Source organism: Microbacterium arborescens (genome assembly GCF_049707515.1).
Taxonomy (GTDB): domain Bacteria; phylum Actinomycetota; class Actinomycetes; order Actinomycetales; family Microbacteriaceae; genus Microbacterium; species Microbacterium arborescens_B.
On record NZ_JBNAFI010000004.1, the window covers coordinates 30,671 to 55,997 of the forward strand.

The 25,327-nt window shown below is 71.3% G+C and carries 19 protein-coding genes; 7 read left to right on the forward strand and 12 right to left on the reverse strand.

Annotation, left to right across the window (positions count from 1 at the left end; all coding sequences use genetic code 11):
• Window positions 1–76 precede the first annotated feature (76 nt).
• The 8 genes from gmk to pyrR are packed head-to-tail and all read right to left on the reverse strand — an operon-like array spanning window position 77 to window position 9,584.
• Window positions 77–973 (reverse strand): guanylate kinase, encoded by an 897-nt coding sequence (gene gmk, locus ACPYN5_RS09425; protein WP_424448723.1) that lies wholly within the window; start codon window positions 971–973, stop codon window positions 77–79.
• Window positions 966–1,835 carry an orotidine-5'-phosphate decarboxylase gene (pyrF, locus tag ACPYN5_RS09430; RefSeq protein ID WP_424448724.1) on the reverse strand — a complete coding sequence of 290 codons (870 nt, stop codon included), beginning with the start codon at window positions 1,833–1,835 and terminating at the stop codon, window positions 966–968. Before pyrF ends, gmk begins: the two co-directional genes overlap by 8 nt.
• Window positions 1,832–5,119 carry a carbamoyl-phosphate synthase large subunit gene (gene carB / locus ACPYN5_RS09435; RefSeq protein WP_424448725.1) on the reverse strand — a complete coding sequence of 1,096 codons (3,288 nt, stop codon included), beginning with the start codon at window positions 5,117–5,119 and terminating at the stop codon, window positions 1,832–1,834. Before carB ends, pyrF begins: the two co-directional genes overlap by 4 nt.
• Entirely contained in the window at window positions 5,119–6,267 is a 1,149-nt protein-coding gene (gene carA, locus ACPYN5_RS09440) for a glutamine-hydrolyzing carbamoyl-phosphate synthase small subunit (RefSeq protein WP_424448726.1), read from the reverse strand. The genes carB and carA overlap by 1 nt, the downstream gene beginning before the upstream one ends.
• Window positions 6,264–6,788 carry a PH-like domain-containing protein gene (locus tag ACPYN5_RS09445; protein WP_424448727.1) on the reverse strand — a complete coding sequence of 175 codons (525 nt, stop codon included), beginning with the start codon at window positions 6,786–6,788 and terminating at the stop codon, window positions 6,264–6,266. The genes carA and ACPYN5_RS09445 overlap by 4 nt, the downstream gene beginning before the upstream one ends.
• Window positions 6,785–8,095, reverse strand: coding sequence for a dihydroorotase (locus ACPYN5_RS09450; RefSeq protein ID WP_424448728.1), 1,311 nt, complete (start codon window positions 8,093–8,095; stop codon window positions 6,785–6,787). The genes ACPYN5_RS09445 and ACPYN5_RS09450 overlap by 4 nt, the downstream gene beginning before the upstream one ends.
• Window positions 8,092–9,057, reverse strand: coding sequence for an aspartate carbamoyltransferase catalytic subunit (locus ACPYN5_RS09455; RefSeq protein WP_424448729.1), 966 nt, complete (start codon window positions 9,055–9,057; stop codon window positions 8,092–8,094). Before ACPYN5_RS09455 ends, ACPYN5_RS09450 begins: the two co-directional genes overlap by 4 nt.
• Window positions 9,054–9,584, reverse strand: coding sequence for a bifunctional pyr operon transcriptional regulator/uracil phosphoribosyltransferase PyrR (gene pyrR / locus ACPYN5_RS09460; RefSeq protein WP_424448730.1), 531 nt, complete (start codon window positions 9,582–9,584; stop codon window positions 9,054–9,056). Before pyrR ends, ACPYN5_RS09455 begins: the two co-directional genes overlap by 4 nt.
• A gap of 144 nt (window positions 9,585–9,728) precedes the next feature.
• On the opposite strand from pyrR, the gene mvk reads away from it, so the two are divergent.
• The 6 genes from mvk to ACPYN5_RS09490 are packed head-to-tail and all read left to right on the forward strand — an operon-like array spanning window position 9,729 to window position 16,103.
• Window positions 9,729–10,733: a mevalonate kinase gene (mvk, locus tag ACPYN5_RS09465; RefSeq protein ID WP_424448731.1), complete on the forward strand. Its 1,005-nt coding sequence runs from the start codon at window positions 9,729–9,731 to the stop codon at window positions 10,731–10,733.
• Window positions 10,730–11,698, forward strand: coding sequence for a diphosphomevalonate decarboxylase (gene mvaD / locus ACPYN5_RS09470; RefSeq protein ID WP_424448732.1), 969 nt, complete (start codon window positions 10,730–10,732; stop codon window positions 11,696–11,698). The genes mvk and mvaD overlap by 4 nt, the downstream gene beginning before the upstream one ends.
• Window positions 11,695–12,840: a phosphomevalonate kinase gene (locus ACPYN5_RS09475; protein ID WP_424448733.1), complete on the forward strand. Its 1,146-nt coding sequence runs from the start codon at window positions 11,695–11,697 to the stop codon at window positions 12,838–12,840. Before mvaD ends, ACPYN5_RS09475 begins: the two co-directional genes overlap by 4 nt.
• Window positions 12,830–13,906 (forward strand): type 2 isopentenyl-diphosphate Delta-isomerase, encoded by a 1,077-nt coding sequence (gene fni, locus ACPYN5_RS09480; RefSeq protein ID WP_424448734.1) that lies wholly within the window; start codon window positions 12,830–12,832, stop codon window positions 13,904–13,906. Before ACPYN5_RS09475 ends, fni begins: the two co-directional genes overlap by 11 nt.
• Window positions 13,906–14,952 (forward strand): hydroxymethylglutaryl-CoA reductase, encoded by a 1,047-nt coding sequence (locus tag ACPYN5_RS09485; RefSeq protein WP_424448735.1) that lies wholly within the window; start codon window positions 13,906–13,908, stop codon window positions 14,950–14,952. The genes fni and ACPYN5_RS09485 overlap by 1 nt, the downstream gene beginning before the upstream one ends.
• A complete protein-coding gene (locus ACPYN5_RS09490; protein WP_424448736.1) occupies window positions 14,949–16,103 on the forward strand; it encodes a hydroxymethylglutaryl-CoA synthase in 1,155 nt (384 codons plus the stop codon). The genes ACPYN5_RS09485 and ACPYN5_RS09490 overlap by 4 nt, the downstream gene beginning before the upstream one ends.
• 115 nt (window positions 16,104–16,218) lie before the next feature.
• On the opposite strand, the gene ACPYN5_RS09495 is transcribed toward ACPYN5_RS09490, so the two are convergent.
• Together ACPYN5_RS09495 and ACPYN5_RS09500 are read right to left on the reverse strand one after the other, a co-directional pair.
• Window positions 16,219–19,143 carry a UPF0182 family membrane protein gene (locus ACPYN5_RS09495; RefSeq protein WP_424448737.1) on the reverse strand — a complete coding sequence of 975 codons (2,925 nt, stop codon included), beginning with the start codon at window positions 19,141–19,143 and terminating at the stop codon, window positions 16,219–16,221.
• Window positions 19,144–19,184: 41 nt separating this feature from the next.
• Window positions 19,185–20,309 (reverse strand): YlbL family protein, encoded by a 1,125-nt coding sequence (locus ACPYN5_RS09500; protein ID WP_424448738.1) that lies wholly within the window; start codon window positions 20,307–20,309, stop codon window positions 19,185–19,187.
• A 125-nt stretch (window positions 20,310–20,434) separates the two neighbouring features.
• On the opposite strand from ACPYN5_RS09500, the gene ACPYN5_RS09505 reads away from it, so the two are divergent.
• On the forward strand, window positions 20,435–21,865 hold the full coding sequence (locus ACPYN5_RS09505) for a zinc-dependent metalloprotease (protein ID WP_424448739.1): 1,431 nt from the start codon (window positions 20,435–20,437) through the stop codon (window positions 21,863–21,865).
• Between the two features lie 781 nt (window positions 21,866–22,646).
• On the opposite strand, the gene ACPYN5_RS09510 is transcribed toward ACPYN5_RS09505, so the two are convergent.
• Window positions 22,647–24,401: an ATP-dependent helicase gene (locus ACPYN5_RS09510; RefSeq protein WP_424448740.1), complete on the reverse strand. Its 1,755-nt coding sequence runs from the start codon at window positions 24,399–24,401 to the stop codon at window positions 22,647–22,649.
• Window positions 24,398–25,300, reverse strand: a complete 903-nt coding sequence (nudC, locus tag ACPYN5_RS09515) for an NAD(+) diphosphatase (RefSeq protein ID WP_424448741.1) — start codon at window positions 25,298–25,300, stop codon at window positions 24,398–24,400. The genes ACPYN5_RS09510 and nudC overlap by 4 nt, the downstream gene beginning before the upstream one ends.
• Window positions 25,301–25,327: the final 27 nt, after the last annotated feature.

Consider the following 25,327-nt stretch of genomic DNA (forward strand, 5'->3'; position numbering starts at 1 on the left):
TGATCCTTCCGGGATCGATGTCGGTGGAGAGTCTGCTGCCGCGCCGCAGGCGCAGGCATCCCCCCAGTCTACGCGATCAGTGGGCCAGTGCAGCGACCTCGTCGGCCGCGCGGGCGACGGTGTCGTTGACGACGCGGTAGTCGAACTCGCCCTGCGAGGCCAGTTCGACGCGGGCCGTCCGCAGGCGCCGAGCCCGCTCCTCGGCGTCTTCGGTGCCGCGCCCGACGAGCCGATCGACCAGCTCGTCCCAGCTGGGCGGCAGCAGGAACACGAGCGTGGCATCCGGTGCCGCGGCGCGCACCTGACGGGCACCCTGCAGATCGATCTCCAGGAGCACGGTGCGCCCGGCGGCCAGCGCCGCCTCGATGGGCGCCTTCGGCGTCCCGTAGCGATGGCGGTTGTGCACGGTCGCCCACTCGAGGAGCTCGCCCTCGGCGACGAGGCGGTCGAACTCGGCGTCATCGACGAAGTAGTAGTGCTCGCCGTCGACCTCGCCCGGACGAGGGGCGCGCGTCGTGGCCGAGACCGACAGCATGATCTCGGGGTGGTTGTCACGGATGTGCGCGGCGACGGTGCCCTTGCCGACGGCGGTCGGGCCCGCCAGCACGAGCAGTCGCGAGCGGCCCGCTCGGGGCTGGGGCTCGGGCAGACGCGTGTCGAGGTAGTCCTGCAGCGCGAGACGCTGCCGCGACCCGAGACCGCCCAGGCGCTTCACCGGCGAGATGTCGAGGTCCGCCAGGATGCGGTCGCGCTTGTTCTCGCCGATCGCGGGAATCGCCGTCAGGAAGTCGGTGACGCGCATGGCGCCGGCCGCGGAATCGGGGTCGGCGAGGGCTCGTCGCAGGAGCTCCTGCGGCGAGATCACGCGCATGGCGACGTCCTTCTTGAGCGCCGCGCGCGTGCGGCGCGCCTCGACCGCACGGCGTGATGCCGCGGCGCGATCGACCTCGGGCGGGTGGGGTCGGTCAGCCACGGGAAGCCTCCTCCGCCTCGGCCAGCTCGTGCCGATGCGCATCGATCGCGGCGGCGACGCCGTCGGGGCCGGCAGCGAGGACGCTGCGGCTCGCGCTGGCGATCACCTGATGTGCGTGCGGACCGAACACCGCGAAGAGATCCCGCAGCGCCGCACCCTGGGCACCGAATCCCGGAGCGAGGATCGGGGCGCCGCGGAGTGCCTCGTCGGTGAGCCCCACGTCGTGCCGGTCGACCGTCGCGCCCACGACGAGCCCGACATGCCCGAGCCCGCCGCCCTCAGCGGCGGCGCGGTTCGCCCAGCCGATTCCGGCGGCCACCCAGTCGGCCACGCTCTGTCCGCGCTGCGCGTCGACGACGGTCACCTCGGCGGACTGCAGACCCAATGCCTCGGGGTTGCTGGTCGCGGCGAGGACGAACACGCCCTTCCCCGCGCGGGCGGCCGCGGTGATCGTGCCGCGCAGCGAGCCCGGACCGAGGTAGGGGCTCACGGTGACCGCATCCGCCTCGAGCGGGGCGCCGGGTTCGAGCCACGCCTGGGCGTAGCCGTCCATCGTGCTCCCGATGTCGCCGCGCTTCGCGTCGGCGATGACGAGGAGTCCGGCCTCGCGCGCCGCGGTCTGCACCTCTTCGAGAGCGGCGAATCCGGCCGAGCCGTACCGCTCGAAGAACGCGACCTGCGGCTTGACGATGCCCACGCGCCCCTGAGCTGCGGACACGACCCGCAGACCGAACTCGCGCGCGCCCGCGGCCGAGGCCGGAAGGCCCCAGTCCGCGAGCAGCGCGGCGTGCGGGTCGATCCCCACGCACAGGGGTCCGTACGTTCCGAGCGCGCCGGCGAGGCGCTCCCCGAATGCGGTCACCGGCGCTCCGCCCGCTCGATCGCATAGTCCTGCAGGCTCTTCACCGCGAAGCCTTCGCGGAGCACCGGCAGGGCGCTGACGGCGGCCCCGAGGACGGCCATCGTGGTGAACAGAGCCCGGTCGCCCGCCACCGCGGCAGCCCGGATCTCATACCCGTCGGCACGCGCGACCCCGCCCGACGGCGTGTTCACGACCATGTCGATCTCACCGGCGTTGATGAGGTCGACGACGTTGCGCTCCCCCGATCCCTGGGTCTCGGAGTACTTGCCGACCACCTCGACGCGGATGCCGTTGCGCGCGAGAATCTCCGCGGTGCCCTCCGTCGCGACGAGGCGGAACCCGAGCTCCTGCAGCCGGTGGGCGGGGAGGATGACGGCGCGCTTGTCGTCGTCCGCCACCGACAGGAAGACCGTGCCCGAGGTCGGCATGCCGCCGTAGGCAGCCGCCTGGCTCTTCGCGAACGCCGTCGGGAAGTCGCGGTCGATGCCCATGACCTCACCCGTCGAGCGCATCTCGGGTCCGAGGATGGAGTCGACCGTCCGTCCGTCGGCCGTGCGGAAGCGCTTGAAGGGAAGCACGGCCTCCTTGACCGCGACCGGAGCATCGAGCGGCACCCGCGAGCCGTCCTCCACGGGCAGCAGGCCCTCGCTCTTGAGCTCGGCGATCGTCGATCCCGCCATGATGCGCGAGGCGGCCTTGGCGAGCGGGATGCCGAGCGCCTTGGAGACGAAGGGCACCGTGCGGCTCGCGCGCGGGTTGGCCTCGATGACGTAGAGCACGCCCGCCGACACCGCGAACTGGACGTTCAGGAGCCCGCGGACGCCGACGCCCCGCGCGATCGCGAGGGTCGCCTCGCGCACGCGGTCGATCTCGGTGCGGCCCAGCGACATCGGCGGCAGCGTGCAGCTCGAGTCGCCGGAGTGGATGCCGGCCTCCTCGAGGTGCTCCATGACCCCGCCGATGTACAGCTCATCGCCGTCGAACAGCGCGTCGACGTCGAGTTCGACCGCGTCGTCGAGGAAGCGGTCGACCAGCAGCGGCAGTCCGGGGCCGATGATGGCCTGGTCCGCGACCCGCACGAAGTAGTCGCGCAGGCTCTCGGTGTCGTAGACGATCTCCATGCCGCGGCCGCCGAGCACGAAGCTCGGCCGGACCAGGACCGGGTATCCGATCGACTCGGCCACCCCCACGGCGCCCTCGACGTCGATCGCGGTGCCGTTGCGGGGGGCGACGAGACCGGCGTCGTCGAGCAGACGCGAGAACAGCTCGCGCTCCTCGGCGAGATCGATCGCGGCGGGCTGCGTACCGAGGATGTCGTAGCCGGCGGCCTCGATCCCCTTGGCGAGTCCGAGCGGGGTCTGTCCCCCGAGCTGGCAGATGACGCCGAGGATCGTGCCCGACTGCGCCTCGGCGTGGAGCACCTCGAGGACGTCCTCGAGGGTCAGCGGCTCGAAGTAGAGCCGGTCGCTGGTGTCGTAGTCGGTCGAGACGGTCTCGGGGTTGCAGTTGACCATGATGGTCTCGTAGCCGGCAGCCGAGAGCGCGAAGCTCGCGTGGACGCACGAGTAGTCGAACTCGACGCCCTGTCCGATGCGGTTGGGGCCGGATCCGATGATGACGACCTTCGTGCGGTCGGAGGGCGTGACCTCGGTCTCGGTGTCGTACGACGAGTAGTGGTACGGCGTGAGAGCGGGGAACTCGCCGGCGCAGGTGTCGACCGTCTTGAACACGGGGCGCAGGCCGAGACCGTGACGGATGCCGCGCACCTCTTCTTCGGTCATCCCGCGGAGCTGGGCGAGCTGCGCGTCGCTGAACCCGTGGTCCTTCGCCGTGCGGATGACGTGCTCGTCGAGCTCGGCGGCATCCGCGACGAACGCGGCGACCTCGTTGATCAGCGCGATCTGGTCGAGGAACCACGGGTCGATCGCGGTGGCCTCGAAGGCCTCCTCGATGCTCGCGCCCTTGCGCATCGCCTGTTGGAGCACGACGATGCGACCGTCCGTCGGGGTCTTCGCGATCTCGAGCAGCTCGGAGACCGACCGATCCTCGTCGCCCCAGTGGAAGCTCGAGCCGCGCTTCTCGAGCGAGCGCAGCGCCTTCTGCAGGGCGGTGCTGTAGTTGCGGCCGATCGCCATCGCTTCGCCGACCGACTTCATGGTGGTCGTCAGGGTCGTGTCCGCCGCCGGGAACTTCTCGAAGTTGAAGCGCGGCACCTTCACGACGACGTAGTCGAGGGTCGGCTCGAAGCTCGCCGGGGTGACCTTCGTGATGTCGTTGGGGATCTCATCGAGCCGGTAGCCGATGGCGAGCTTCGCGGCGATCTTCGCGATCGGGAACCCGGTCGCCTTCGACGCCAGAGCCGAGGAGCGCGACACACGCGGGTTCATCTCGATGACGATGATGCGGCCGGTCTCCGGGTCGACGGCGAACTGGATGTTGCAGCCGCCGGTGTCGACGCCGACGGCGCGGATGATGTCGATGCCGATGTCGCGCATCTTCTGGTACTCGCGGTCGGTGAGGGTCAGCGCGGGCGCCACCGTGATCGAGTCGCCCGTGTGGACGCCGACCGGGTCGACGTTCTCGATCGAGCAGACGACCACGGTGTTGTCGGCCGTGTCGCGCATGAGCTCGAGCTCGTACTCCTTCCACCCGAGGATCGACTCCTCGAGCAGGACCTCGGTCGTCGGCGAGTCGCGCAGGCCGGCGCCGGCGATCCGGCGGAGTCCCTCTTCGTCGTAGGCGAAGCCCGACCCGAGCCCGCCCATCGTGAACGACGGGCGGACCACGAGCGGGTACCCGAGCTCGGCGGCTCCGGCGAGCACCTCGTCCATCGTGTGGCAGATGCGGCTGTCGGCGACATCCGCTCCGGAGTCGAGGACGAGCTGCTTGAAGATCTGGCGGTCTTCGCCCTTGTTGATCGCTTCGAAGTTCGCGCCGATCAGCTCGATGTCGTACTTCTCGAGGACGCCGTGCTTGTGTAGGTCGATCGCGGCGTTCAGGGCGGTCTGCCCGCCCAGGGTCGGCAGGATCGCGTCGGGGCGCTCCTTGGCGATGATCGTCTCGATGACCTGCCACGTGATCGGCTCGATGTAGGTCGCGTCGGCGAAGTCGGGATCGGTCATGATGGTGGCCGGGTTCGAGTTCACGAGGATGACGCGCACGCCCTCCTCGCGCAGGACGCGGCACGCCTGGGTGCCGGAGTAGTCGAACTCGCAGGCCTGGCCGATGACGATCGGCCCCGACCCGATGACGAGGACGCTCTGGATATCGTCGCGCTTGGGCATCAGTTCTTGTTCTCCTGGGACGCGATCACGAGGTCGCGGAAGCGGTCGAAGAGGTAGTTGGCGTCGTGGGGTCCGGCCGCGGCCTCGGGGTGGTACTGCACCGAGAAGGCCGGCAGGTCGAGGGCGCGCAGGCCCTCCACGACGTTGTCGTTGAGGCCGACGTGACTGACCTCGACACGGCCGAAGCCGGCGGGGCTGTCGACGACGCCGTCGATGGGAGCGTCGACCGCGAAGCCGTGGTTGTGGGCGGTGATCTCGACACGGCCCGTCTGCTTGTCGAGCACCGGCTGGTTGATGCCCCGGTGGCCGAAGGGCAGCTTGTACGTGCCGAAGCCGAGGGCGCGGCCGAGCAGCTGGTTGCCGAAGCAGATGCCGAAGAACGGCAGCTTCTCGGCCAGCACGCCCTGCAGCAGCTCGACGTGGTGGTCGCTCGCGGCGGGGTCGCCCGGGCCGTTGGAGTAGAAGACGGCGACGGGGTCGATCTCGCGCAGCTGCTCGAGCGTGACGTCCTGCGGGAGGACGTGGACATCGAATCCGCGTGCGGCGAGGTTGTTCACCGTCGCCTGCTTGACGCCGAGGTCGAGCACCGCGAGGTTGCCGAGGCGCTCCCCCGTCGCGGGGGTCACCTCCGCTGCGGGCACCGACACCTCGGCCGAGAGGTTGCGGCCGGTCATCTCGGGCGCCTCCCGGACGATGCGCAGCTGCTCCTGCGGGTCGATCGCCGCCGCGTCGCCGCTGAAGACGCCGCCGCGCATGGAGCCGGCCGACCGCAGCACGCGCGTCAGAGCGCGGGTGTCGATGCCGCTGATGCCGACGATGCCGTCGCGCTCGAGCGATTCGTCGAGCGAGTTCTCGGACCGCCAGTTCGACACGACGCGCGACGGGTCGCGGACGATGTAGCCCGCCACCCAGATCCGACGCGACTCGACGTCTTCGCTGTTCATGCCGGTGTTGCCGATGTGGGGCGCCGTCTGCAGGACGATCTGGCCGGCGTAGGACGGATCGGTGAGCGTCTCCTGGTAGCCGGTCATGCCGGTGGCGAAGACCACTTCGCCGAGGGTGGTGCCGCGCGCTCCGTAGGCGCGGCCGGTGTGGCGGGATCCGTCCTCGAGCACGAGCACGGCGGGGTCGCGGGTGAACAGTGTCACGCGTCGCCTCCTGGGGTCTGGGTGGGGGTCACGATGGTCTGGATGGCCTCGGCCAGCGCACGGGCCGAGGCGGTCTGGGGGCGGAAGTAGCTGTCGACGATCGTCGCGTCGTCGATGCGCCAGCTCAGTCGGGTCAGGCCCTGCTTCTCGACCACCCGGTCGATCGCGACGGTGGCCTGGTCGACCGAGACGATGCGCCCGGCGGGGATGAACAGTCGCGGCTGACCCGTGAGGTCGAGGGCGACTCCCCCGCCGGCAGCCCCGGCGGCGATGGTGACGTCGACGCGCGAGCGGAAGCCGAGCCTGCGGATCGCGAGGCGCTCGAGCGGCTCGTCATGGCGGGTCGTCGCGACGTAGAGCCCCGAGAACGCCGCCGTCGGCGCAGCCCCGTCCGGCAGTTCGCCGACGGGCGCCGCGAGGCCGCTGTCGCGCCTCGTTCGTCGTCGCCAGGCCCAGACGCCGACGGCGAGCAGGACCACGGCGGCGGCGATCATGACGATCAGGGCGCCCTCGCGGCTCACGCGCGGGCTCCCGGCGCGTCGAGCAGATCGCCCTCGGCGACCGTCGCCGTGCCGCGGAAGAAGGTCCAGCGGACCTCGCCCGGCAGCTCGCGATCCAGGTACGGCGAGTTCACGCTGCGACCGCGCAGGTCGGCATCCGTGAAGGGGCGCACCGGGCGCGGGTCGTACAGGGTGAGCGAGGCGGGGCGCCCGGCATCCAGCGGCGTCCCGGCGTCGTCGAGACGCCCGATCCGCGCGGGCGCCGACGACAACACTCGTGCGACGTCGTCCCAGCCGAGCATCCCGGTGTCGACGACCGCCTGCTGCACGACGCGCAGCGCCGATTCGAGACCCACCATGCCGTTCGCGGCCGCGGCCCATTCGCACGTCTTCGCCTCGGCGGGGTGCGGTGCGTGATCGGTCGCCACGATGTCGATCGTGCCGTCGGCGAGGCCCTCGCGGACGGCCTGCACGTCTTCATCGCGCCGGAGCGGGGGGTTCACCTTGAAGCGCGCGTCATAGCCGCGGACGAGTTCCTCCGAGAGCAGGAGGTGGTGGGGCGTGACCTCGGCGGTCACCCGGACGCCGCGCTTCTTGGCCCACCGGATGATGTCGACGGACCCGGCCGTGGACAGGTGGCACACGTGGAGGCGCGACCCGACGTGCTCGGCGAGCAGGACGTCGCGCGCGATGATCGACTCCTCCGCGACCGCCGGCCACCCGGTGAGACCGAGCTCGGCCGAGACGGTGCCCTCGTTCATCTGCGCGCCCTCGGTCAGTCGCGGGTCCTGGGCGTGCTGGGCGACGACGCCGTCGAAGGACTTCACGTACTCGAGCGCGCGGCGCATGATGAGCGGGTCGAAGACGCAGAACCCGTCGTCGCTGAACACCCGCACCCGGGCGCGCGAGGCGGCCATGGCGCCGAGCTCGGCGAGACGTTCGCCCTTCTGCCCGATCGTGACGGCGCCGATCGGCTGGACGTGCGCGTATCCCGCAGCCTCGCCGAGCGCGAGCTCCTGCTCGACGACTCCCGCGGTGTCGGCGACGGGCGAGGTGTTCGGCATCGCGAAGACCGTCGTGAACCCGCCGGCTGCGGCGGCCCGCGACCCGGTGAGGATGGTCTCGGATGCCTCGTAGCCCGGTTCGCGCAGGTGGGTGTGCAGATCCACGAGTCCGGGCAGGGCGATGAGCCCGTCGGCGTCGATCACCGTCGCGCCCGCGGCGCTGACGCCCCCGCCGACCTCGGTGATGACCCCGTCGGCGACGATCATGTCGGTCGGCTCGCCGCCGGCGCGGCGGGCCCCGCGGATGAGGAAGCGCTCGCTCATCGTCCGTCCTCCTCAGCTTCGGTGCGCTCGCCCGCCAGGAGCAGGTAGAGCACGGCCATCCGCACCGAGACGCCGTTCGCGACCTGCTCGAGCACGGTCGAGCGAGGCGAATCGGCGGCGGCGGCGGAGATCTCCATCCCCCGGTTCATCGGGCCGGGGTGCAGCACAATGCTATCGGCCGGGAGCGACGCCAAGCGCGCCGCGTCGAGACCCCACGTGCGCGAATACTCCCGTTCAGTGGGGAAATACGCGGCGTTCATGCGTTCGAGCTGGATGCGGAGCATCATGACGGCGTCGGGACCGGCCGCGATGGCCTCGTCCAGGTCGTACAGCACCCGCACCGGCCAGGCCGATACGTCCTGCGGCACGAGCGTGGGCGGGGCGACGAGGGTGACCTCGGCGCCGAGGGTCGTCAGCAGCCAGACGTTCGAGCGGGCGACCCGGGAGTGCAGGACGTCGCCGACAATGGTGACCCGAAAGCCGGCGAGGTCCCGCCCGCGGCTGTCGTCGCCGAAGAAGCGCTTGCGGATCGTGAACGCGTCGAGGAGGGCCTGCGTCGGATGGGCGTGCGTGCCGTCTCCGGCGTTGACGACCCCGGCGCTGATCCAGCCGCTGGTCGCAAGGGTGTGCGGCGCGCCGGAGGCCCCGTGCCGGATGACCACGGCGTCGGCGCCCATCGCTTGAAGCGTCTGGGCCGTGTCCTGCAGCGACTCGCCCTTGGAGACCGACGATCCCTTGGCGGAGAAGTTGATGACGTCGGCGGAAAGACGCTTGGCCGCGGCCTCGAACGAGATGCGGGTGCGCGTGGAGTCTTCGAAGAAGAGGTTCACGACCGTCTTGCCGCGCAACGTCGGGAGCTTGCGGACTTCGCGCTGCTGGGTCGCCGCCATGTCTTCGGCGACGTCGAGCACGCGCAGCGCCGCGGCGCGGTCGAGGTCCTTGGTGTCGAGCAGGTGCCTCATGAGCCGATCGTCACCTCTTCGGCGCCGTCGACCTCGCGCAGACGCACGTTGACGCGCTCGTCGCGCGCACTGGGCAGGTTCTTGCCGACGAAGTCGGGACGGATCGGAAGCTCGCGGTGCCCGCGGTCGACGAGGACGGCCAGCCGCACCGCTGCGGGGCGTCCGATGTCCTGCAGCGCGTCGAGGGCGGCACGGATCGATCGTCCGGAGAAGAGGACGTCGTCGACGAGGACGACGACCTTGCCGTCGATCCCGCCGTCCGGGATGTCGGTCGGCTGCGGCGTGCGCGTGGGGTTGCGATGCAGATCGTCGCGGTACATCGTCACGTCGAGGGCGCCGACCGGCACGGCCGCGGCGGAGAACTCCGTGAGGAGCGAGCCGATCCGTGCCGCGAGCGGAACGCCCCGGCGAGGGATGCCGAGGATGACGAGCTCTTCGGGTCCCCTGTTCGATTCGAGGATCTCGTGCGAGATCCTCGTCAGGGCCCGGGCGATGTCGGCTTCATGCAGCACGGTACGTGTGCTCATCCGCCGCTCCCTTCTCCGCCTCACGGGACGGTGTTAAAGGTTGCTGGGTGCGGCGCCCATGATAGCGGTCGAAGGACCGTCGTGGCACATCCGCCCGCCCTCAGGTCGCGCCCGGGGCCGGACTGTTACGCTCGTCGAAATTCCATGACTGCATCGACCGACGTCCCCATTGCACCGGACGCTCGTCTGCACGCGGCGACGCACGGCTCGGCCGCGGAGCCCGGAGCGACGGGCCGCGCCGGTGCGAAGGCTATCCTCCTCGGCGAGCACGCCGTCGTCTACGGTCGTCCCGCGATCGCCATCCCCGTCCGCGCCCTCGGCGCACGCGCGGAGGCTCGCCCCGCACGCGGCTCGGCAACCCTCGCCAGCACGCTGTATCACGGCCCGATCGCGCGGGCCCCGGAGCGACTGAACGTCACGATCACGGCCATGCGTGCCGCCCTCGCCGCAGCCGGACGACCCGACGCAGCGCTGGACATCGCGATCGACAGCAGCATCCCCGCCGAGCGCGGGCTCGGCTCCAGTGCAGCGGTGTCGGCCGCGGTCATCGAAGCGGTGCTGGGTGCCTGCGGGCTCGCTGCCGACGACGAGACGATGCACGAGCTGATCCAGACCGCCGAACGAGCCGCCCACGGCGCCCCGAGCGGCCTCGATGCGCGGACCGTGCGCGCCCGAGCCGCCGTCTGGTTCGAGCGCGGACGCATCGAGCCCGTGTCCGTCGGTCACGATCTGGTCTTCGTCATCGCCGACACCGGGGTCCGAGGACGCACGCGCGAGGCCGTCGCGGCTGTCGCCGAGCGGCGGAAGAACGACCCGCGCGGCGTCGAATCAGCGCTCGACGAGCTCGGCATGCTGGCGACCGATCTGCGCGCGGATGTGTCCAACGGCGACCGCGCGGCCATCGGCGACGCGATGAATCGCGCCCACCGCCTTCTCAACGGCCTCGGCGTGGGCGACCCGGCACTCGATCACCTCGTCCGCGCCGCGACGACGGGCGGAGCCCTGGGCGCGAAGCTGACGGGCGGCGGCCGGGGCGGCTGCGTCCTGGCGCTCGCCCGCGACGCGGCGTCCGCCGGCGAACTCACCGAACGACTCACCCGCGCCGGCGCCGCCGCGGTCTGGACCACCACCGTCGAAGGAGCGGCATGAGCACCGCGACAGCAATCGCGCATCCGAACATCGCGCTCGTGAAGTACTGGGGCAAGCGCGACAGCGTTCTGAACCTGCCGGCGACGGGCAGCCTCTCGATGACCCTCGACATCTTCCCCACCACGACGACCGTCACCCTCGATGACGCGGCCGAGCGCGACTCGCTCGTCTTGAACGGCGACGAGCGCACCGATGGGCCCGCCGAACGGGTCTCGCGATTCCTCGACATCGTGCGCGCGCTCGCCGGCAGCAGCGCGCGGGCTCGGGTGGAGACGGTCAACACCGTGCCTTCGGCCGCGGGCCTCGCATCGTCGGCCTCGGGGTTCGCGGCGCTGGCTGTCGCCGCCGCCGCGGCCTACGGCCTCGACCTCGACACCCGGGCACTGAGCCGCCTCGCGCGCCGCGGATCCGGGTCGGCATCGCGTTCGATCATCCCCGGCTTCGCCATCTGGCACGCCGGCGAGGACGACGAGTCCTCGTTCGCCGAACCGCTCGACGCACCCGAGCTCGCGATGGTCGTCGCCATGGTCGAGAAGCGCGAGAAGGCGGTCTCGAGCCGAGAGGCCATGCGCCGCACCGTGCTCACCTCGCCGTTCTACCCCGCGTGGGTCTCGTCGACGGCCGAGAGCCTGGAGGCCGCCGCCGACGCGAGTCGAGCGGGCGATGTCGAGCGGCTCGGCCGCATCACGGAGGTCAACGCGCTGCGGATGCACGCACTCATCCAGTCGTGCGATCCGCCGATCCGCTACTTGAACCCGGTCAGCGTCGAGATCTTCGACCGGGTCGCGGCGCTGCGCGAGTCCGGGGTCGATGCCTGGGCCACCGCCGACGCCGGACCGAACGTCGTCGTGCTCACTGAACCCGATTCGGTGGATGCGGTCACCGCCGCCCTGACCGGCCTCGCCGAGCTCGCCGTCGCCCGCCCCGGACCCGCGGCCGCTCTGGTCACGCGAGCAGACGGATGACGCGCACCGACCGAGCCGGAGCCATCGTCACGCGTGCGCCCGGCAAGCTCTTCGTCGCCGGCGAGTACGCCGTCGTCTCGCCGGGAGAGCCCTCCGTGCTCATCGCCGTCGACCGATACCTGACGGTGTCGCTCACCGAGAGCGTCGATGCCGGCAGCATCCACTCCCCCGAGTACAGCAGGATGCCGGTGCGATGGACCCGCGGTGAGGACGGTCTCACGCTCGACCGCGAGCACCACCCGTACGACTACGTGATCGCCGCGATCGAGGCATCCGAGGGATTGCGGGCCGAGCGCGGGCTCCACCCGCGGTTCTTCGACCTGCACATCGAGAGCGGGCTGGACGATCCGAGCGGTCGGAAGTTCGGCCTCGGCTCGTCCGCCGCCGTCACCGTCGCGACGATCGCCGCGATCGACGAGTTCTACGGTTTCGGGCTCGATGCCCGTGGCCGGTACGAACTGGCCATGCTCGCCACGATCGCCGTCGCCCCGAACGCCTCCGGCGGAGACGTCGCGGCCAGCACCTACGGCGGCTGGATCGGCTACCGCTCCCCCGATCGCGACCGGCTGCGCGCGGCCCGCTCCGAGCACGGGGTCGCGGCCGTCCTCGGCTCGGATGCCTGGCACGACGCGGAGATCACCCGCCTGGCCGCGCCGGCGGGCCTCGACCTGCTCGTGGGGTGGACCGGGCACCCCGCATCCACCGAACGTCTCGTCAGCGGCGTCTCGCGCGGCACGAACGTCACCGGCGACGCGCACGCCGGTTTCCTCGAGGGATCGCGCGACTGCGTCGAGGACCTCTGGCGAGCCCTCGCCGCGGGGACGGGCGACGAGCAGGATGCCACGACCCCGCCTGACCGGCTCGCGCTCGACGCCCTCCGCCGCAACCGCCGCCTGCTGCAGGCCCTCGGCGAACGGACGGGCGTGACCATCGAGACCGACCGACTGCGGATCCTGTGCGACGCGGCGGAGGCGATCGGCGCCGCCGGCAAGCCCTCGGGCGCCGGCGGGGGCGACTGCGGCATCGTGCTCGCACCGGCCGACGCCGATGTCGCCGGCATGCTCCGCGTCTGGGAGACCAACGACATCCGTCACCTCACGATCGGCGTGCACCCGCCGGAAGGAGAGCACCATGCCGGCTGAACGGGCTTCCGAGCGCAAGGACGACCATGTCCGCCTCGCCGCCGCGCAGCAGAAGGAGTCGCCGCGGCCCAACGGCTGGGATGACGTGCGCTTCGTCCACCACGCCCTGGCGGGCGTCGACGCCGACCGTGTAGACCTCGGCGTCGAGGTCGCCGGGTCTCGCTGGGCACTGCCCTTCTACGTCAACGCGATGACGGGAGGCAGCGCCTCCACCGGCGCCATCAACCGTGACCTGGCCATCGCAGCGCGGGAGACGGGCGTGGCGATCGCGTCGGGCTCGCTCAGCATCGCGCTGGACAACCCCGAGCTCATGAGCACCTTCCGGGTCATCCGCGAGGAGAACCCCGACGGGTTCGTCATGGCCAACGTCGGCATCGAACGCTCACCCGACGACGCCCGCCGCGCCGTCGACGCGCTCGACGCCGATGCGCTCCAGGTTCACGTCAACGCGATGCAGGAGACGGTCATGCCCGAGGGCAGCCGCTCGTTCTCGAGCTGGCCGGCGTCGCTCGAGGCGATCGTCGCCGCCGTCGACGTCCCCGTCGTCGTGAAGGAGGTCGGCTTCGGGCTCAGCGCAGCCACCCTCTCCCGTCTGCAGTCGATCGGCGTCCGCTTCGCCGACGTCTCCGGCGTCGGGGGGACGGACTTCATGCGCATCGAGAACGACCGCCGTTCGGGCCGCGACTACGCCTACCTCGCCGGATGGGGGCAGTCGGCGGTCGAGTGCCTGCTCGAGGCCCCGAAGGACGCACCCGTGCTGCTGGCGTCCGGCGGCGTCCGCACCCCGCTCGACGTGGCTCGTGGGCTCGCCCTCGGCGCCCGCGCCGTGGGTGCATCCGGCTCGTTCCTCTCGGTCGTGCTCGACGGCGGCGCCGAGGCCCTCGTTTCCCGCATCCGGGAATGGTCAGACCACCTCACGGCGTTGCATTCACTGGTGGGGGCGACCGCTCCGGGCGACCTCCTCCGAACCGACCTGATCATCCAGGGACGCGCGGCCGAGTTCGCCCGCGCCCGGGGGATCGACATCGACAGCCTGGCGCGCCGCGCGGGCGGGAAGGATGCATGATGAGCGCCGAATTCACCCCCATCCCGCTGCGCTGGGTCGGCCCGCTGCGCCTGACGGGCGACGTCGAGACCGAGCAGGAGGTCCCCCTCGCGACCTACGAGTCGCCGCTGTGGCCCTCCGTGGGCCGGGGTGCGCGCATCTCGCGCCTCGTCGAGGACGGCATCCGCGTCACCGTCGTGGACGAGCGGATGACCCGCTCGTCTCTCTTCGTCGCCGAGTCGGCTGCCGCCGCCGTCGCAGCCTCCCGAGCGATCGCCGGCCGTTTCGACGAGCTCGCGGCCGCCGTCTCGGAACGCAGCCGGCACGCCAAGCTCATCGACCTCGACACCGAGATCGTCGGCAACCTGCTCTACGTGCGCTTCGCTCTCACCACGGGCGACGCCTCCGGTCACAACATGGTGACCTTCGCCGCCGAGACGCTGATGGAGCGCGTGCTGGCCTGGCATCCTGAGCTCTCGTACGGCTCGATCTCGGGCAACTACTGCACCGACAAGAAGGCGACCGCCGTCAACGGCATCCTCGGGCGCGGCCGCAGCGTCATCGCCGAGATCCTGATCCCGGCGGAGCTCGTCGACAAGCAGCTGCGGTCGACCGCGCAGCGCATCGTCGACCTGAACGTGCAGAAGAACCTCGTGGGCTCGACCATCGCGGGAGCCCTGCGTTCAGCCAACGCCCACTATGCCAACATGCTGCTGGCCTTCTACCTGGCCACCGGGCAGGACGCGGCCAACATCGTCGAGGGCTCGCAGGGCTTCACGTGGGCGGAGGTGCGCGGGGAGGGAGACCTGTACTTCTCGTGCACGCTCCCCCACCTCATCGTCGGCACCGTCGGAAACGGCAAAGACCTGCCGGCCGTCGACGACGCACTCGCGCGCCTCGGCTGCCGCGACGAGCGCCCCGCCGGCGAGAACGCGCGGCGGCTCGCCGGGCTGATCGCCGCCACCGTCCTCTGCGGCGAGCTCTCCCTGCTCGCCGCCCAGACCAACCCCGGGGAGCTGATGCAGTCGCACCTTCTCCTCGAGCGCCGGAAGGATTCCACGAAGTGACCACCATCGGCATCCACGACCTCGCCGTCGCCACCGCATCGCACGTCGTCGAGCTCGACGACCTGGCAGCACGCGCCGACATCGACCCCGCGAAGTTCCGCATCGGGCTCGGTCAGGAGCAGATGAGCATCCCGGGGCTCGACGAGGACATCGTCACGATGGGCGCAGCTGCCGCTCAGCGCATCATCGACCGCCACGGCGTCGACGGCATCCGGACGCTCTTCTTCGCCACCGAGACCGGCATCGACCAGTCGCGGGCGGCGGGCGTGCATGTGCACGAGCTCCTCGGGCTGCCTCGATCGGTGCGTGTGGTGGAGCTGAAGCAGGCCTGCTACTCCGCCACCGCGGCACTCCAGGCCGCCGCAGGCCTCATCGCCCGCAACCCGGGTGAGCGCGTGCTCGTGATCGCGAGCGACGTCGCCCGCTACGAGCTCGACACCGCCGCCGAGCCCACCCAGGGCGCCGGCGCCGTCGCGTTCCTGGTGTCGGCCGACCCGGCCCTCGCCGTCCTCGAGACCGCCGCCGGCGTCCACACGGCCGAGGTCGACGATTTCTGGCGGCCCAACGACAGCGTCACCGCGGTCGTCGACGGCAAGCTGTCGGTCAGCGCCTACCTCGACGGCGTCGCGGGGGCCTGGGACGACTACCGCTCGCGCGGCGGCGTCGACATCGACCAGATCGACTGGTTCTGCCATCACCAGCCCTTCACCAAGATGGCCGTCAAGGCGCACCGCGCCCTCGGCCAGCACGTGGGCGTCGACCTCGATCCCGAGCTCGTGACCGCCACCACCGGGTACAACCGCCGCATCGGCAACTCGTACACCGCCTCGCTGTACATCGCCCTCGCGGCGCTGCTGGAGGGCGATAACGACCTCACCGGGTCGCGCATCGGGCTCTTCAGCTACGGCTCGGGCTCGGTCAGCGAGTTCTTCACCCTCGTCGTGCAGCCCGGTTACCGCGAGGTCACGCGCGGCGCCGAGACGGAGGCGCTCCTCGCCGCCCGGACGCCGGTGGACGTCCCGACCTATCGCGAGCTTCACGACGCCACGCACCGCGACAGCACCGTCGACGTCGAGATCGCCCCCGAGTCCCCCGGTCTGTTCCATTTCGCCGGCCTTGCCGGTCGAGCCCGCCGCTACACGCGCGACTGAGCCGGCCCGCCCGCGCGAGAGCGCACGAACCCTGGCCAGGCGGAGCGCCGGCCGGCGCATGAACGAGGGGCCCCGACTCGGAAGTCGGGGCCCCTCGTTCATGCGGGTCGGACCGTCAGCCCTGGCCCTGCTCGCCCAGCTCGAGCAGGCGCGCGATGGCCTCCGTGAGCTTCGCGTCGGCCTCGCCGTAGGCGGCCCAATCGGCGTTCTGCATCGCGGTGTTGCGCTCGGCCAGAGCGTCGCGCGCCTGGTCCAGCGCGGCCTGGTAGTCGAGGCTTGGGGCGGGGGCGGGGGCACCCGCGTCGCCGCCGGGCTCCGTCGGGGCCGGCGTCGGCGTCGCACCGTCTCCGGGGACCGGATCGGGAACGACGTCGGTGTCACCGGTGCTGGCTCCCGAGTCGCCGCCGAAGAGCACGTCGAGCGCCTCCTGCAGCGTGTTCTCGAAGGCGACCTCGTCGCCGAATCCGACGAGCACCTTCTGCAGCGTGGGGAGCTTCGTGGCGCCCGAGGACTGCACGAACACCGGCTGCACGTAGAGCAGACCGCCGCCGACGGGCAGCGTCAGAAGGTTTCCGTTGATGACCTCCGACTGGCCCTGCTGGAGGATGTTCGAGAACGAGGAGACCTCGGGATCGGCGTCGAAGGTGTTCTGCACCTGTCCCGGCCCGGCCACGGGCGTCTCCGCGTTGATCTCCAGCATCCGGAGCTTGCCGTACTCGCCGCTGACGACTCCGGCTTCGGACCCCGCGTCGGAGTCGACCGAGAGGTAGCCCATGAGGACGTTCCGGGTGTCCTGACCGCCGGGGATGAACGACGAGAACATCGAGTAGGAAGGCGCCTCCTGGCCCGGCATCTTCATCGTCAGGTAGTACGGCGGCTGCAGCTGGGTGTCCTGCTGCGGGTCGTTGGGCGTCTTCCAGGCGTTGTCGCGCGAGTAGAACGACTGCGCCGTGTCGACGTGGTAGGTGCCGAGCATCGCACGCTGCACCTTGAAGAGGTCCGTGGGGTAGCGCACGTGGGTCATGAGGTCGGCGCTCATGTCGCTGATGGGCTTGAGCGTGTTCGGGTACACCTTCTGCCATGCCTGGAGCAGCGGCTCCTCGGCGTCCCACGCATACAGCGTCACCTCACCGGTGTAGGCGTCGACCGTCGCCTTCACCGAGTTGCGGATGTAGTTGATGTTGTCCAGCGCCACCCGCGGCTGCGGGTTCGACGAGTCCGAGATCGCGTCGCTCAGGCTCACGATCGAGGAGTACGGGTAGTTCGCGCTGAGCGTGTAACCGTCGACGATCCACACGATGCGCCCGTCGACGACCGACGGGTACGGGTCGTTGTCGAGCTCGAGGTAGGGCGCCACCTTCTGCACGCGCGTCGCGGGATCGCGGTCGTAGAGGATCTGCGAGTTCTCGTTGATGCCGTCCGAGAAGAGGATGTCGGTGGACTGGAACTTCAACGAGTAGATCAGGCGGTGGAACACGTCGCCGATCGAAGGGCCGCCGTCTCCGTCGAAGGTCGTCTTGGTCTGGCTCTCGCCCTCCTGCCCGCGGGGGTAGTCGAGCTCGATGGGCGACGAGCCCTCCGGGGCTCCGACGATCGAGTAGGTCGGCGAGAATTCGCCGAAGTAGACCCGCGGCTCGTACTCCTGGTCGAGGGTGAGCTCGCCCGAGGCCGGGATGCCGCGCTCGACGAACACGGGGTTTCCGTCGGCGGTGCGCTCGTTGCCCTTGGCCGCAACCATGCCGTAGCCGTGGGTGTAGACGAGCGTGGTGTTGTACCACGACGCCGCGTCACCGAGCTGGTCGACGTTGAGCTCGCGCACCGAGACGACGGTGTCCTGCGACTGGCCGTCGATCTGGTAGCGGTCGACGTCGAGCGGTTCGGCGAACTGGTAGTAGGAGCGGTACTGCTCGATCTGACGGACAGTGGGGCCGATGATGGCGGGATCCATGATGCGGATCGACGCCGTCGTGTCGGCGTCGGCGCGCAGCTGTCCCGGCTCGACGTCGGTGACCGCCTGGAAGTCGGTCTTCTCCAGCCCGGAAATGCCGTACGCCGCCTTCGTGCCCTCGATGTTGCGCTCGTAGTACTGCGACTCGAGCGTCAGCTGGTTCGGCCGCACCTGCACGTTGTTGACGAACCACGGATAGGCGACGCCCACGACGAGGGAGGTCACCACGAGCAGACCGGTGCCGATGAGCGGGAAGCGCCAGCGCCCGATGACGGCCGTGACGAAGAAGAGGAGCGCGACGATCGCCGCGGCGATCGCGAGGATGGTCTGACCCGGGATGACGGCGTTGACGTCGACGTAACCGGCACCGGTGATGCGGTCGTTCGGGGTCACGAGCGTGCGGTATCGATCGATCCAGATGCTCACGCCCTGCACGAGCAGGTAGATCCCCGCGATCACCGCGAGCTGGATGCGGGCCGACTTGGAGATGCGCAGCTCGCGCTGTCCGACGCGGACGGCGCCGTAGAGGTACGAGACGAGGGCCGTCACGAGCAGGCACACGATCACGATGGCCGAGACGAAGCCGACCACGGCCGAGAGGAACGGAAGCGTGAAGAGGTAGAAACCGGTGTCGAGCCCGAACTGCGGGTCGGTCGTGCCGGTCGTGACGCCGTTCAGCCACAGCGCCACCGTCTCCCACTGCGCCGAGGCGGCGAAGCCGGCGAAGAACCCGAAGAACGTCGGGATGCCCCACATGCCGAGGCGACGCAGCGGCTCGACGACCTCCTGGTAGCGGTCGAGCTGCGAGCTCAGACGCGCGTACACCGGGCGCAGCCGGTAGGCCAGCTGGATCGAGAGCCAGACGGGAACCGCCATGGCCACGAACCCGACGAGGAACATGAGGACGCGAGCGGTCCACTGCGTGACCAGCACGCCGTCGAAGCCCAGTTGACGGAACCACAACCAATCCGCGTACAGGCTCGCGAAGATGAAGAAGGCCACCACCACGGCCGCGATGACGGCGAGGGTGATGCCGACGGCGCGGCGGGATCTGCTGGGTGTGGCCGGGGTCGGCGCTGAGGTCGTGGTCACCCCTCCATCCTAGGCGTCGCCCGCTGGGCGGACGCCGTGCCTCAGCCCGTGGTACAGGTCGGCAGAGCGTCGAGGTCGCCGCCTTCGCTCACCGTCTCGACGACCGCGAGTGCGTCCTCGAGATCGGCGACCGAGAACACCCGCAACCCGTCGGGGATGTGGCCCACGACCTCGTTGCAGTTGCGCTCGGGCGCGAGGAACCACTCGGCGCCGGCATCCTTCGCGCCGTACAGCTTCTGGCGGATGCCGCCGATCGGGCCGACCTCGCCGGCCGCGTCGATCGTCCCGGTCCCGGCGAAGCGCTCACCGCCGGTGAGCTCGCCCGGCGTCAGAGTGTCGATGATGCCGAGGGCGAACATCATCCCCGCGCTCGGGCCGCCGACGTTGTCGAGCTGGAGGGTCACCTCGATCGGGAAGTCGAAGTCCTGGGCGATCGTGACGCCGATGACCCACCGCGTCTCACCGTCGAGCGTCGCCTCAGCGGGGGTCACCTCGGCTGAACGGATGTCGCCCTGCCGGTCCACCTCGAGGGTGACCGGGTCGCCGCCGGCTGCGTTGATCGCGTCGCGCAGCGCCGTCGTCGTGGACACCGGCACGCCGTCGACAGCGCGGATGACGTCGTCGGGCTCGAGGACTCCCTCGGCCGGCGAGTCGTCGGCCAGCTGGAAGACACGTACGAGAGAGGTCACGTCGTATCCCAGCTCGGTGAGCGCGGCGGCCGTCGCCTCCTTCTGCGAGTCGACCATCAGCGCAGCGTTCTCATCGTTGCGCTGCTCGGTCGTGACCCCCTCGGGGAAGATGTCGTCGATCGGCACGACGGCGCGTGACGGGTCGAACCACGCGGCGGCGAGTTCGAGCCACGAGGGCGTGCGCTCCCGGTTGCCGAGGACCTCGACGGTCAGCAGGTCGAGCGACCCCGACGTCGGGAAGGTCTCGGCGCCGGCCACACTGATCAGCGGCCGCTGCTCGCCGTCACCGGCGGCGACGGACCCGAGGGTGTCGTAGACGGGGCCCGGCCGCTGGATCACGAACGAGGTGGGCACGATCGTGAGGACCAGCAGCGCCACGAGCGAGAACGACACCGCCCAGAGGCCGGCCAGGGAGGCGCGGCTCATCCGGCGGCGTCGCGGGGCGTGGACGGGGACGTTCTCGTCGAAAAGTGACACGTGCTGCTTTCTGGTCCCGGTCGTTCGCGACCGGCGAAAGCGAACGAGGTCCGTTCGAGCCGTGCGACGAGGTCGTGCGGCTAGCGTAGAACGCGAGCTGACCGCCCTGCTGAAAGGCGCCTGACATGGCTGATGACGACCGCTCCCCCGACGACGACTTCCAGGAGCTGCTGCGCAGCCTGCTGGGGCAAGGCGGCACGCTCGGGCCCGAGCAACTCGAACGACTCTCGGCCATGGGCGTCGACCCCGCGATGCTGCAGCAGATGATGCAGCATCTCCAGGGTGCGTTCGCGGCCGGCGGCGACGGCGCCGTCGACTGGACCGCGACGCGAACGCAGGCGCTGCATCTGGCCAACAAGGACGGACACGGCATCAGCGCGGGCGACCGCCAGGACTTCACCGACGCCTTCGCGCTGGCGACGCTCTGGCTGAGCGAGGCGACGACGATCTCCGACCTCGCCGCCCCTCCGCGGGCGCTGACCCGAGGCGCCTGGGTCGAGGCGACCCTGCCGGTCTGGCAGGAGCTGGCCGAGCCGGTCGCGACCTCGGTCGCCGACGCCCTCACCGCCGCTCTCGAGTCCCAGGCGCCGGAAGACATGCAGAGCATGATCGCGGGGGCCGGAAGGCTCATGCGAACCGTCGGCGGGTCGCTCTTCGCGGCGCAACTGGGCGCGGTCGTCGGCAAGCTCTCGCTCGAGGTCGTCTCAGGCGGTGACGTGGGCATCCCGGTCATGCCCGACGGCGAAGCGGCGATCCTCCCGCAGAACTTCGCGGACTTCGGACGCGACCTCGGGATCGACGACGAGCAGCTCGCCCTCGCGCTCGCGACCCGTGAGCTCGCGCACGCGCGCCTGTTCCGCCACGCCCGCTGGCTGCGCCTGCACGTCATCTCGCAGGTCACCGACTTCGCCCGCGGCATCCACGTCGACACCGACGCCCTCGAAGAGCTGGCATCCCGCTTCGACCCCTCGCAGCCCGACGAGCTGCGCCAGGCGCTCGAAAGCGGCGTGCTCCTCCCCCAGCGTTCGGAGGCGCAGGCGGCCGCCCTCACCCGGCTCGAGCACCTCCTCGCGACGATCGAGGGCTGGGTCGACGTCGTGTCCGCCGACGCGACGACGCGCCTTCCCGCAGCGGGCCGGATCGCCGAGGCGGTCCGGCGACGGCGTGCGGTCGGCGGCCCCGCCGAGCAGGCGATGGCCTCGCTCGTCGGTCTGGAACTGCGCCCGCGGCGACTGCGCGAGGCGGCCGCGATGTGGCGCGCCATCACGGATGCCGTCGGGCGCGAGGCCCGTGACGGCCTGTGGGACTACCCCGATCTCATGCCCACGCCCGCCGACGTCGACGACCCGTCCGCGCTCATCGCGCGCCTGCAGGCGCGAGCCCGCGGCGAAGCACCCGAACGCGACGAGATGGACGATGCCCTCGACGCGCTCCTGGCCTCCGCCGCGGGCGACGCCGAGGGGACGGCCGGCGCTCAGGGGGCTGCCGGCGATGCTCCCGACGCGGGCCGCGGTCGGAGCGACGACGACGGACCGGAAGGGCCCACGCCGGTCTGACCTCCAGGGGCTGGGCGTCGCTCGCGGATTCCTCCCGGGCATCGCTCCTCCCCAGGCGGTCCGGCGCCCCGGCCGCGCGGCACCCTGTGGAAACGTCCGGCCCGGGAGCGGCACCCCGCCCAGAATCAGGGGATGCTGCAGCTCGATGCATCCGCACCGCCCCTCTGGCGATCCCCGACCGCCCTGCAGCTCGGAGACGAGCCGCGCGCGCTGATCGATCCGGTCCAGCCCTGGCAGGAGCGGGTCATCCAGGCGCTCATCGCCGGTGTTCCCGACGGTCTCTTCGAGACGATTGCCCGACAGGCCGGAGCGACCGCCGACGAGGTCGCGGGCCTGCGCGAGCTCGTGGAGCCCGCGCTCGCGCGGCCGGGGCGGATGCCTGCCCGAATCGACGTCTCGTTCGCCGACGAGGTCGGCGACGCCGATCGGGAGGCCGTACGCGCGGCGTTCTCGGCGGCCGGGGCGGTACTCGGCGCGGCGCAGCCCGCGGGGTCGTCCGCCGTCGTCGTCCTCGTCGCCTCGCGACTGGTCGAGCCGCGCCGAGCCGCGGCCCTCGTCGCGGCGGACGCGCCTCACCTCGGCATCGAGCTCTCCGGCGACCGGGTCATCGTCGGTCCCCTCGTCGTGCCGGGAACCACCGGGTGCCTGGAATGCCTTCACCAGCACCGCCGCGATCAGGACGCCGCCTGGCCGGCGCTGGCAGCGCAGCTGCTGGCCCGCCCCTGTCCACCGACCGACCCGGCGCTCATCGCCGAGGCCTGCGCGACGGCCCTTCGGCTCGTCAGCGCGCCCGCGGTGGAACGGACGCGCTCGATGACTCTGCGGACGGGGGCCGTCGAGCCGACGTGGCGCGACCACGAACCTCATCCAGCGTGCTGGTGCCGATCTCCCGGACGAAGCGCGACACCTGCCGCTCGTAGCGCCCCGACGCCCGTGCCCACGAGATCGTCAGGGTACGCGCAGCCCGCGTGACTCCGACGTACGTGAGCCGGCGCTCCTCGTCGACCTGCTCGAACGTCGTGGCGTAGGCGATCGGCAGCAGTCCCTCGGCGAGACCCACGAGATGGACGTGGTCCCACTCCAGCCCCTTGGCCGCGTGGAGAGTAGACAGGGTCACCGTGCGCGTCGCGACCTCGTGCTGGTCCTTCGCGCGAACCTGGAGGTCGTCGGTGAACGCCCGCATCGTCGTCCCGGGCGGCGCCTCCTCGGCGAGGCGGAGGAGCGCCGCGCGCGCCTCCCATGCGTCGCGGAGCGGACCTCCCGCGGCGGGCGGCTCGTCGCTCAATCCCAGCGAGTGCAGGATCGCGCGCACGTCCGCCACGAGGTCGCCGGAAGAGGGAGCGACGGATGCGCCACGCAAGGCCATGACGGCCTGACGCACCTCGGGGATGTCGAAGAAGCGCGCACCTCCCAGCACCGCGCCGGCGATACCCCGGCGGGCGAGGGCCGCCAGGAGCGGAGCCGACTGCGCGTTCGCCCGGTACAGCACGGCGATGTCGCGGGGGTCGGCGCCCTGCGCGAGCTGCTCGGCCACTGCCGCCGCCACGCCGTTCGCCTCCGCGGCGTCGTCGGGGAACTCGCGCACCGTGGGACGAGGGTGTCCCGGGGTGTCGCGCTGCGCGGCGAGCTCGAGCGCGCCGGGCCGGCCGCGCATGAGGGCGTTCGCGACGGCGACCACGCCCGCCTCGGAGCGGTAGTTGCGTTCCAGGCGCAGGATGCGCGCATCCGGATGCCGCACCCCGAAGTCGAGGAGGTACGAGGGGTCGGCGCCGGCGAAGGAGTAGATGGTCTGGCTGGCGTCACCGACGACGCAGATGTCGCGCCTGTCGCCGAGCCAGAGTTCGAGGAGCCGGTGCTGGATGGGAGAGACGTCCTGGAACTCGTCGACGGTGAAGTGGCGGTACTGCTCGCGCACCTCCGCCACGACGCGAGGCTCCGCCTCGAGCATCCCGGCGCAGGCGAGGAGGACGTCCTCGAAGTCGAGCTGCCGGCGCTCGTCCTTCAGCTTCTCGTACGCCCGCTGGAGGGCGACCACCGCGTCGAGCGACAGGGGGCCTACGGGCTCCGGCCTGTCGAGGGCGTACTTCTCGATCGAGCGCATCGTGATCTTCCGCCACTCGATGCGCGTCGCGATGTCACGGAGCACGGCCGGGTCGGGATCGAGCCCGATCGAGTCGGCCGCCTGGGCCAGCAGGCGTACTTTGCTTCCGAGGATCGTGGGTGCCGCGTCCCCCGCCAGCTGCGGCCAGAAGTAGTTCAGCTGCGACAGGGCCGCCGCGTGGAACGTCCGGGCGGCCACACCGCCGACCCCGAGCGCGCGCAGTCGCCCGCGCATCTCGCCCGCCGCTTTCGCCGTGAACGTCACCGCCATCACGCGGCCCGGAGAGTACGCGCCGGTATCGACACCGTGCGCGATCCGGTGGGTGATGACCCGGGTCTTCCCCGACCCCGCGCCCGCGAGCACGCACACCGGCCCGCGCAGCGCGGACGCGGCCTCGCGCTGCTGATCGTCGAGCCCGGCGAGCGGGTCGGTCACGCCCCGTCCCCGCACCAGTCGGCGATGAGCCGGCGTGCGATCGACGCGGTGCCCGGGAGCGCCACGGGACCCGTGCCGGCGAGGGAACGACGGATCTCATCGCGGTCGAACCAGCGCACGGCGACGATCTCCTCGCCGTCGGGACGCGCCGCCGGCTCGTCTGCCGCGATGGCATGGAAACCGAGCATGAGCGAACGCGGATACGGCCAGGCCTGCGACCCGCGGTAGACGAGGTCGTCCACGACGACTCCGGCCTCTTCCTCGACCTCGCGCCGGATCGCCGTCTCGAGGGACTCACCGGCCTCGACGAACCCGGCGAAGGTCGAGAACCGGTTGTCCACGGCCCACGCCGCGTTCTGACCGAGGAGCAGCCGCTCGTCCGACCTGTCGCGCACCGCGACGATGACCGCGGGGTCCGTCCGAGGGAACTGCTCCCGTCCGCATCCGGTGCACTGGCGCGACCACCCGGCGGACCGCAGGCGCGCGGGCGCCCCGCACCTCGGGCAGAAGCGGAAGTCGGCGAACCACCGTCCGAGTGCGACGGCCGTCACGAACGCACCGGCATCCTCGTCGACGAGGTCGCCGCCCGACATCCGCAGCGACGCCCAGCCGGCCTCATCCGCATCGGCCGCAGGTGCCGGGCTCGCTGCGACGAGACGGGCCGAGCCGTCGGTCGCACGTCCGAGGAACCCCCACTCCACGGCATCCGCGGAATCGACGGCCTCGGCGGGCGCGGTCCACAGAAGCCGGTCGCCGCGGATGCGAGCGCGGTCGCCGCGCACCCGCACGACCCGGGTCGTGGAGTCGTCACGCAGGCGCTCGATCAGCGACTCGTCGGAGCGCTCCTCGGGCGACGTCTCGAAGACGGACCGGGCCAGAGCCGGCGGCTGCATTCGCATCTCGGGGACCTCTCTCGCGGGCGTGGC

What these genes read in the sequence shown, in the direction of transcription:
- fni (WP_424448734.1), top strand. Translation starts at nt 12,830, where the DNA reads ATGCCGGCTGAACGGGCTTCCGAGCGCAAGGACGACCATGTCCGCCTC.
- nudC (WP_424448741.1), bottom strand. Translation starts at nt 25,300, where the DNA reads ATGCGAATGCAGCCGCCGGCTCTGGCCCGGTCCGTCTTCGAGACGTCG.
- mvk (WP_424448731.1), top strand. Translation starts at nt 9,729, where the DNA reads ATGACTGCATCGACCGACGTCCCCATTGCACCGGACGCTCGTCTGCAC.
- ACPYN5_RS09485 (WP_424448735.1), top strand. Translation starts at nt 13,906, where the DNA reads ATGAGCGCCGAATTCACCCCCATCCCGCTGCGCTGGGTCGGCCCGCTG.
- ACPYN5_RS09455 (WP_424448729.1), bottom strand. Translation starts at nt 9,057, where the DNA reads ATGAGGCACCTGCTCGACACCAAGGACCTCGACCGCGCCGCGGCGCTG.
- mvaD (WP_424448732.1), top strand. Translation starts at nt 10,730, where the DNA reads ATGAGCACCGCGACAGCAATCGCGCATCCGAACATCGCGCTCGTGAAG.
- carB (WP_424448725.1), bottom strand. Translation starts at nt 5,119, where the DNA reads ATGCCCAAGCGCGACGATATCCAGAGCGTCCTCGTCATCGGGTCGGGG.
- ACPYN5_RS09505 (WP_424448739.1), top strand. Translation starts at nt 20,435, where the DNA reads ATGGCTGATGACGACCGCTCCCCCGACGACGACTTCCAGGAGCTGCTG.
- pyrR (WP_424448730.1), bottom strand. Translation starts at nt 9,584, where the DNA reads ATGAGCACACGTACCGTGCTGCATGAAGCCGACATCGCCCGGGCCCTG.
- ACPYN5_RS09475 (WP_424448733.1), top strand. Translation starts at nt 11,695, where the DNA reads ATGACGCGCACCGACCGAGCCGGAGCCATCGTCACGCGTGCGCCCGGC.
- ACPYN5_RS09450 (WP_424448728.1), bottom strand. Translation starts at nt 8,095, where the DNA reads ATGAGCGAGCGCTTCCTCATCCGCGGGGCCCGCCGCGCCGGCGGCGAG.